The sequence below is a fragment of the Senegalia massiliensis genome (assembly GCF_009911265.1).
GTDB lineage: Bacteria > Bacillota > Clostridia > Tissierellales > SIT17 > Anaeromonas > Anaeromonas massiliensis_A.
The window spans coordinates 1-7830 of the sequence record NZ_QXXA01000008.1 but is presented as its reverse complement, the minus strand read 5'-3'; the positions used below and the strand labels follow the sequence as shown (position 1 = coordinate 7830).

8 protein-coding genes and 10 tRNA genes are annotated in these 7830 nt (G+C 30.7%); 15 read left to right on the top strand and 3 right to left on the bottom strand.

Going from position 1 to position 7830, the window contains the following annotated elements:
- Positions 1 to 80: 80 nt before the first annotated feature.
- The 13 genes from D3Z33_RS08320 (at position 81) to D3Z33_RS08260 (ending at position 3501) form a co-directional block, all read left to right on the top strand.
- Positions 81 to 156: transfer RNA gene (locus D3Z33_RS08320), tRNA-Gln, on the top strand.
- Positions 157 to 163: 7 nt separating this feature from the next.
- A tRNA-Lys gene (locus D3Z33_RS08315) sits at positions 164 to 239 on the top strand.
- A 5-nt stretch (positions 240 to 244) separates the two neighbouring features.
- A tRNA-Ser gene (locus tag D3Z33_RS08310) sits at positions 245 to 333 on the top strand.
- 27 nt (positions 334 to 360) lie between these two features.
- A tRNA-Ser gene (locus tag D3Z33_RS08305) sits at positions 361 to 451 on the top strand.
- Between the two features lie 5 nt (positions 452 to 456).
- Positions 457 to 533, top strand: a tRNA-Ile gene (locus tag D3Z33_RS08300).
- Positions 534 to 540: 7 nt separating this feature from the next.
- Positions 541 to 616 (top strand) — tRNA-Trp (locus D3Z33_RS08295).
- Positions 617 to 655: 39 nt separating this feature from the next.
- Positions 656 to 732 (top strand) — tRNA-Pro (locus D3Z33_RS08290).
- Positions 733 to 745: 13 nt separating this feature from the next.
- A tRNA-Ile gene (locus D3Z33_RS08285) sits at positions 746 to 822 on the top strand.
- Between the two features lie 21 nt (positions 823 to 843).
- Positions 844 to 920: transfer RNA gene (locus tag D3Z33_RS08280), tRNA-Ile, on the top strand.
- Between the two features lie 3 nt (positions 921 to 923).
- Positions 924 to 999: transfer RNA gene (locus D3Z33_RS08275), tRNA-Phe, on the top strand.
- A 76-nt stretch (positions 1000 to 1075) separates the two neighbouring features.
- Complete coding sequence (locus D3Z33_RS08270; protein ID WP_160197310.1) at positions 1076 to 1426, top strand: CidA/LrgA family protein; 351 nt, start codon at positions 1076 to 1078, stop codon at positions 1424 to 1426.
- Positions 1426 to 2127 carry an LrgB family protein gene (locus D3Z33_RS08265; RefSeq protein WP_160197309.1) on the top strand — a complete coding sequence of 234 codons (702 nt, stop codon included), beginning with the start codon at positions 1426 to 1428 and terminating at the stop codon, positions 2125 to 2127. Before D3Z33_RS08270 ends, D3Z33_RS08265 begins: the two co-directional genes overlap by 1 nt.
- Positions 2128 to 2370: 243 nt before the next feature.
- Positions 2371 to 3501 carry a pyridoxal-phosphate-dependent aminotransferase family protein gene (locus D3Z33_RS08260; protein WP_160197308.1) on the top strand — a complete coding sequence of 377 codons (1131 nt, stop codon included), beginning with the start codon at positions 2371 to 2373 and terminating at the stop codon, positions 3499 to 3501.
- A gap of 160 nt (positions 3502 to 3661) precedes the next feature.
- Here the strand turns inward: D3Z33_RS08260 and D3Z33_RS16950 are convergent, their stop codons facing one another.
- Both D3Z33_RS16950 and D3Z33_RS16945 read right to left on the bottom strand, forming a co-directional pair.
- Positions 3662 to 4195: a YeeE/YedE thiosulfate transporter family protein gene (locus tag D3Z33_RS16950; protein ID WP_160197307.1), complete on the bottom strand. Its 534-nt coding sequence runs from the start codon at positions 4193 to 4195 to the stop codon at positions 3662 to 3664.
- A gap of 29 nt (positions 4196 to 4224) precedes the next feature.
- Complete coding sequence (locus D3Z33_RS16945) at positions 4225 to 4863, bottom strand: YeeE/YedE thiosulfate transporter family protein (RefSeq protein ID WP_160197306.1); 639 nt, start codon at positions 4861 to 4863, stop codon at positions 4225 to 4227.
- Between the two features lie 174 nt (positions 4864 to 5037).
- Here D3Z33_RS16945 and D3Z33_RS08245 point away from each other — a divergent pair, with 174 nt between their 5' ends.
- A complete protein-coding gene (locus D3Z33_RS08245) occupies positions 5038 to 5934 on the top strand; it encodes a LysR family transcriptional regulator (RefSeq protein WP_160197305.1) in 897 nt (298 codons plus the stop codon).
- On the opposite strand, the gene D3Z33_RS08240 is transcribed toward D3Z33_RS08245, so the two are convergent.
- Positions 5931 to 6149 (bottom strand): sulfurtransferase TusA family protein, encoded by a 219-nt coding sequence (locus D3Z33_RS08240; RefSeq protein WP_160197304.1) that lies wholly within the window; start codon positions 6147 to 6149, stop codon positions 5931 to 5933. The genes D3Z33_RS08245 and D3Z33_RS08240 overlap by 4 nt on opposite strands.
- Before the next feature lie 280 nt (positions 6150 to 6429).
- Between D3Z33_RS08240 and D3Z33_RS08235 the strand changes: the two genes are divergently transcribed.
- Positions 6430 to 7752: a YeeE/YedE family protein gene (locus D3Z33_RS08235; RefSeq protein WP_160197303.1), complete on the top strand. Its 1323-nt coding sequence runs from the start codon at positions 6430 to 6432 to the stop codon at positions 7750 to 7752.
- Positions 7753 to 7830: the final 78 nt, after the last annotated feature.

Sequence of the window (7830 nt, the reverse complement as noted above, 5' to 3'; positions counted from 1 at the left end):
CACCTGTAGCTCAGTAGGATAGAGCAATGGACTTCTAATCCATGTGCCGGGGGTTCGAATCCTCCCAGGTGCACCATCTTTGGGATATAGCCAAGTCGGTAAGGCACCAGGTTTTGATCCTGGCATGCGTAGGTTCGAGTCCTGCTATCCCAGCCAAATATATGACCCATTAGCTCAGTTGGTAGAGCATCTGACTTTTAATCAGGGTGTCCGGCGTTCGAGTCGCCGATGGGTCACCAAATATGGAGAGGTACCGAAGTGGTCATAACGGGGCGGTCTTGAAAACCGTTAGGGTGCAAGCCCACGTGGGTTCGAATCCCACCCTCTCCGCCATTTTGATTTAGAGACAACCACCAATATGGAGAAGTACTCAAGTGGCTGAAGAGGCTCCCCTGCTAAGGGAGTAGGTCCTTTACGGGGCGCGAGGGTTCAAATCCCTCCTTCTCCGCCAATATTGGGCCTTTAGCTCAGTTGGTTAGAGCGCCCGGCTCATAACCGGTAGGTCCGGGGTTCGAATCCCTGAAGGCCCACCAAGATTTTAGGGGTATAGCTCAGTTGGTAGAGCGTTGGTCTCCAAAACCAAGCGTCGTGGGTTCAAGTCCTGCTACCCCTGCCATAAATTTCTGGTAGGTAGTAAAAAAACAAAATAAAATAACGGGGTGTAGCGCAGTTTGGTAGCGCATCTGGTTTGGGACCAGAGGGCCGCGGGTTCAAATCCTGCCACCCCGACCATTATATATTTTATAGGACTATAGCTCAGCTGGTTAGAGCGCACGCCTGATAAGCGTGAGGTCGGTGGTTCGAGTCCACTTAGTCCTACCAATATCAGTTTAATATGATATTGGGCCTTTAGCTCAGTTGGTTAGAGCGCCCGGCTCATAACCGGTAGGTCCGGGGTTCGAATCCCTGAAGGCCCACCACTTGCCCAGATAGCTCAGTCGGTAGAGCAGAGGACTGAAAATCCTCGTGTCGGTGGTTCGATTCCGCCTCTGGGCACCACTGAAAAAGCTTCTAAACTTAATGTTTGGAAGCTTTTTTAATATATAATAAAATATACAGAAAGAGGTAAATATATATGAAATTGTTTAGACAATTTGCTATTATTTTGATATTTTTTATAATTGGAGAAATGATCAACAATATATTAGGAATATCTATTCCAGGTAATATAATAGGAATGATACTATTGTTTGCAGCATTATATTTTAAAGTGATTAAGTTAGAAATGATAGAAGATGTTAGTAACTTTTTACTTGATCATTTAGCATTTTTCTTTATAGCACCGGGTGTAGCACTTATAGCTTTATTAGATAAATTTAAAGATATTTGGTTGAGTTTTTCATTGATACTTATACTTACTACAATATTAGTTATGGCTATTACTGGATTAGTAGTACAACAAGTAATTAAAAGGGGTGAAAAATAATGGAATGGTTCATTGAAACGCCTTATTTTGGAATACTAATATCTATAGTGGCATTTGAAATAGGGTTATATACTTATAAGAAAACAAAGATTCCTGTATTGCATCCTTTATTGATAAGTATTACACTTATAATTTTAGTTCTTAGTATATTTGATATACAATTAAGTTCTTATGAAAAAGGTGGAGATATTTTATCCTTATTTTTAGGACCAGTTACTGTTGCTTTAGCTATTCCTTTATATAAACAGATAGAATTACTAAAGAAGCATAAAATGCCAATTTTAATTGGTATATTTACAGGAGTATTAACATCTTTTATTAGTGTAGTGTCATTAACTAAAATATTTAATTATGATATTAAAATGGTCTATTCACTTGTACCCAAATCTATAACTACTCCAATTGGAATAGAAGTATCACAAACAATTGGTGGAATTCCATCAATAACTGTAGTGGCTATAGTTATAACAGGAATAATAGGTGCTATTATAGCTCCTTTAGTATGTAAGATATTTAAAATAGATGATAAAGTAGCAAGAGGAATTGCCATAGGGACATCTTCTCATGCTGTAGGAACTGCAAAAGCAATGGAAATGGGAGAAACAGAAGGTGCAATGAGTGGACTCGCAATGGGAATCTCTGGACTTATAACTGCACTTTTAGTTCCTTTATTGATTGTAATATTTAATATTGTAATATAATGTACTTGCTCATTGACATATTATATGTCAATGAGTTTTTTTATTTTCCATAAATGAATCGGTACATTTTTGTTCATAAGCTTAAATGGTATTGCGATTTTCTATCAATATTCATATAATTTAATTGGATATGAATTATTTAAAGAAAAGCTATGAGTATTTATATTAATTAATGGAGTATTGATACATTTAGGTATAGGTGTATTTAATATTCTAGGAAAATTTATGTAAGGAGGTATTGAAATGGATAAGTTAATAATGACGCCAGGACCTACACAATGTAGTGAGGAAGTAAGAAATGCACTTGCAATTAAAAATACTAATACAGATATGGATGAATATTTTTTTGAACTTTATAAAGATACTTGTGATAAAGCTAAAAAGATAATTAATTCTAAAGAATCTACATCAGTAATTATGCTGGGAGAAGCAATACTTGGATTAGAAAGCGCCTGCGCATCTTTTATAGAAGAAGGAGACAGAGTGCTATGTATTTATAATGGAATATTTGGCAGAGGATTTGGAGACTTTGTAGATATGTATGGAGGAGAAAAAGTATATTTTAAAGGAGACTATAGAAAGGGTATAGATACTGAGGAGTTAGAAAAATTTATAGATAAAAATGGCCCATTTAAAATAGCTACTTTAGTACACTGTGAAACGCCTACAGGGGTGACTAATCCTATAGATGAAATATGTCCTTTGTTAAAAGAAAAAGGTATATTGTCTATAGTTGATGCAGTATCTTCCTATGGTGGAGAAGAAATATTGATGGATAAATGGAATATAGATGTTTTGCTTGCAGGAACACAAAAATGCTTATCAGTTACATCTGGAGGAACAATTATATTTTTAAGCAATAAAGCTGTAGACACATTAAATAATAGAGAAAATAGTATAAAGGGTTATTATGTAAATTTAAAAAATTGGATTAATGTAGTAGATAATAAGAAGTTTCCATATACACATTCCGATGCTCTTATAAATTCAATTAATGTGGCACTAGATAGATTAATTAATAGAGGAGACTTTATAAGGATACATAAGGAGTTAGCTAGTAAAATAAGAGATACATTTACTAAATGTGGATTTGAAATTTATCCTAATGATCATTATTCAAATACATTAACTGCCATAGAATTACCTAAAGGTATAGATTTTGATCATATGTTTAAATATCTTAAAGAGGAGAAAGATATCTTAATTGGAGGAAGCATAGGGAAGTTTAGTGGTAAATTATTTAGAGTAGGTCATATGGGAGAGAATGCTAAAGAAGAAAAAATATATATATTATTAAAAGCTTTAGATGATTATTTTAATTATAGTAATAAAAATATGGATAGAGAACTTCATATAGAATTTTCTAAACTATAAGACTATGCACCCCATAAGCTAGACCAAAAATCTAATTTATGGGGTGTTTTATTACAAAATACGATGAATAATTCAAATAAATAGTTGTTAATGATTACCTACAATTCTTACTATCATTAATTTTAGGAGATAAAGGTGATATAAACTTAATTTATTATAATTAAATAAAAAATTTTAATAATATCTTACTTCCAATAATAGCACCTAAAAATAGAAATAAAGTAAATATCCAACCTGAAAGGGATAAAGAAGAAATATCTGTATACATAGCCCCTATTGTACATCCAAAGGATAATCTTGCTCCATATCCCATTAATAAGCCTCCTAATATACCAGCAAAAGCTTGTTTTTTTGATTTAATTTTTTTTATTTTAAATTGTGAAGCTAAAAGAGAAGCTAAAAGTGCTCCAAAGATTATCCCTAAATTCCTCATTGAACCAGGGTCATTAAAGAACCCATTATTTAATCTTAGTTGTGCATTTTCACTATTAAAAAAAACCCAACTTCTAACATCTCCTCCAATTGACTCATATAACCATGCTCCCCAATCTACAAAGGTTCTAGATATTCCCCAAGGGTTTTTAGTAGTAACTAAAGTAACAATTTGAAGTAGGGATAATAATATAGCACCTACTAAGTATGGCCAGGAATTTTTTATCCAAAGTTTAAAGTACTTTGATTTTTTATAATTCACAAAAATCCTCCTTCTAAAAATTTAATCAATTAAAAGTCTTGTTTAATTTTTTGCCATTTATCTGCTAATATATATAAAAAAGCAATCAATAAAAGTTGTAATACAATTGAACCTAACCAACCAAATATATCAGGTAGAAAAATTATTTTCCCTTTAGATATGAGATGTTTATGCCACCAACCAAAATCATGTGCACCCCAAATAGAACCAATTATAAAAAAAACAAGAGTTAATATTTGTAATAAAAAGCCTTCTCCAACTCTCATAATTGTACCAGAACCACATCCACCAGATATAACCATACCAATACCAAACATAAAAGCTCCAATAGGTGTAGCCCAACTAGTAGGAGCAATAGCTTCTTGCCCTAATATAGGAAAATTATTTAAATATCCTCCAAACTTTATTGAAGTAAAACCTATTGTAGTAATTGCAAAAGCTAATAAGGCTGCCTTTGTTAAAGAAGTTCCTCCTGTAAGATAAGGGTCTCTAACTGCAGCAGTAAAACAAAATCTAGATTTTTGAAGTACTACTCCAAATAAAATACCAGTAATCCAATATAAGCTTAATGTTATAGATTTACTAGACAGCAAAAATCCAATAATTATTATAAAGATTAAAAGTAGAATACCATAAGGAAATTGATCTTTATATTTAGGTTTATTCATTATGTAAATTCCCCCCTTAATAAGTTCGCATATTTAAAATTATATCATAAAAACAATATTTGGAAACATAATAATTAATATACTATAAATATAAGGAATCAATTATATTTATATGTTATAATAAGATAATGAACAATTTTTATGATATTTAAGTAATAGAAAGAGGTGTCTATTTTGCATATAGAGTCCTTTGATTATTTTAATAAGGTTGCAATATCAAAAAGCATTTCAAGAGTAGCAAATAGTAGTCATATTTCTCAACCTGCTCTTAGTCAACAGCTTCAAAGACTAGAAGAAAATTTAGGATATGATTTATTAATAAGGAGTAATAAAGGTGTTGAATTAACTAGTAAGGGAAAAATAGTAGCAAAATATTCTGATAATATTGTTAGAACCTATGAAGCTATGATGGAAAATCTTAAGGAAGATTCTATGAAAAATGAAATTATTAAAATAGAAGCGTCCTGGCCAATAGCAACTTATGCATTACCTTGTGTATTATATAAGATAAAGAAAAAGTTTCCTCATCATAACTATGAATTAAACTCTAATGCTACAGAAACTATTGAAGAAAATATTAGAAATAATATTGCAAGTTTAGGTGTTATATATGGCAAACCAAATAATAAATCCTTAGATTTTTATGAAATAGGTAATGATAATTTAGTACTAGTTGCATCTAAAGATTATTATATAGATGAAGAAATTAATTTAGAAGAGCTTTTAGACCATCCTTTGGTTTTATTACAAGATAAATTAAATATTGAAGGAAATATAATGGGTAAAATGAAAAAAACAGGAGAGAAAAATAAAAAACTTAATATATTATATAAAAGTGATTCAACTGAGGCAGTTAAATCATCTTTATTTAAAGGTTATGGTATAGCATTTTTACCATATGTATCAATAAAAAAAGAACTATATGAAAAGCAATTAAAATTAATAAAAATACGAGATTTTTCTATACAATATAAAATGTATTTAATAAATGAAAAGAACTCACAAGTTAGTGAGTCTGTAAAAGAATTTATAGAGTATTTTAAGAAAATAGGAAGAAAAAGTTTATGTTAAAGTTTAGTTACTGTAATTTCCCAAACTCCATTAATCACTTCTTCCGATTCAATTTTAACATTACGATCTTTAAGTAATTCCATAAGGTTTTCAAAACTACAACTGTGGTCTGTTACAATCATAATAGATTCACCAGTTTGTAAATTTTGAAGACCTTTTTTTGTTTTTACAATTGGAATTGGACAAATATCCCCCATACAATCAATTTTCTTCATCGCAAATCTCCTTTAATAATATTGTATAACTATTATAACATAATTATATAATATTATTTCTATTATATAAAACTCTATTAATATAAAGCAATAACAATGAAAATTTATAAGTTTTTAATAAAAAATTGGTCATCATAATAGTTAGTTATATAACAAACACAAATGTTATATAACTAACTATTATGATGGAAACTTAGAATTCTATTATATAATAATAAATAAATAAAGGGAGCGCACCCATAAATGTTAAAAATAAAACAAAATTTAAGGGGGAAAAATCATGAGTGAAACAAATTCTATAAAGAAAGAAAAGAATATAAATATTAGTAATCAGCAAAAAAGTTTTAATAAGAAACAAGTTACAATAGGTATTATTGGAATTATATTAATCACTTTATTTGGTATGTATTTAAATAGTGGAGCAGGGGAATTAAGTATGTTCCTAATTACAGGAGTATTTTTTGGTTATATATTAACACGTTCTAGATTTGGATTTGCTGGTGGTATAAAAAGAATTTATATGACAGGGGAAGGGAGTCTTACAAAAGCATTATTAGTAATGTTTGCCCTTACAATGATAGCAATGGCAGGGATACATTGGTCAGCTGTAGCAAATGGTGCTGAGGTAATTCCAGGAATTGGTTCAGTGAGAGCTTTAAATTTAGCAGTAATAGTAGGTGGATTTATATTTGGTATAGGAATGATGTTAGCAGGGGGATGTGCTTCTGGAACCTTAACTGATTTAGGAGAAGGAGCAATTAGAGCAGTAATTGCATTATTATTCTTTGTTATAGGTGCAGTACCAGGACATGGAATGAGATATTCATTTGATCAATCTGCCCTTTCAAATATTTCAACAACAGTATATTTTCCAGATGTATTTGGATATATTGGAGCAGTATTGGTTTCTTTTGCATTATTAGGTGTACTTTATGTAATTACTAGAAAATATGAAGATATGAGAAAAAGTCAAGGAACATATGAAAAAACAGTATTTTCAGACAATGAATTACCATTAGAAGACAATGAAAAATTTAATTTATTCAGTTATAACACTTACCACAAACTTTTCGTACAAAGATGGAGTTTCCTATTAGGTGGATTATTGTTAGTAATTATGTTTGTATTTGTAATAAATACTACAGGTAAAAGTTGGGGAGTTACTTCAGCTTTCACAAGATGGGGAGTTGCATTATTACAAAACTTTGGATTTGATTTTAGTTCTCCAGCATATGCAGATGTAGTTGGAAAAGTAGATGCAGGATTATTAAATGATGGTGGAACAATAAGAAATATTGGAATTATATTTGGATCTGCATTAGCATTATTATTAGCTGGTCAATTCAAATTTGATTATAATTTTAAAATGAAAGATGTATTACTTTATGCTTTAGGTGGATTTATGATGGGATTTGGAGCAAGATTTGCAAAGGGATGTAATATAGGTGCATTATATTCAGCTATATCCAATTTTTCATTACATGGCTGGGGATTCCTTATTTCTTTATCACTAGGAGGAATGTTAGCACTTAAATTATTTGAAGGAAAATTAAACATTATACCACCAACAAGACATATGCCTAAAGAAAAAATAAATAACTAAAAGGGAGGAAGTAAAAGTGAGTAAAAGAATTTTAGTAGTAGGAGGAGTAGCTGGAGGAGCATCAGCTGCAGCAAGAGC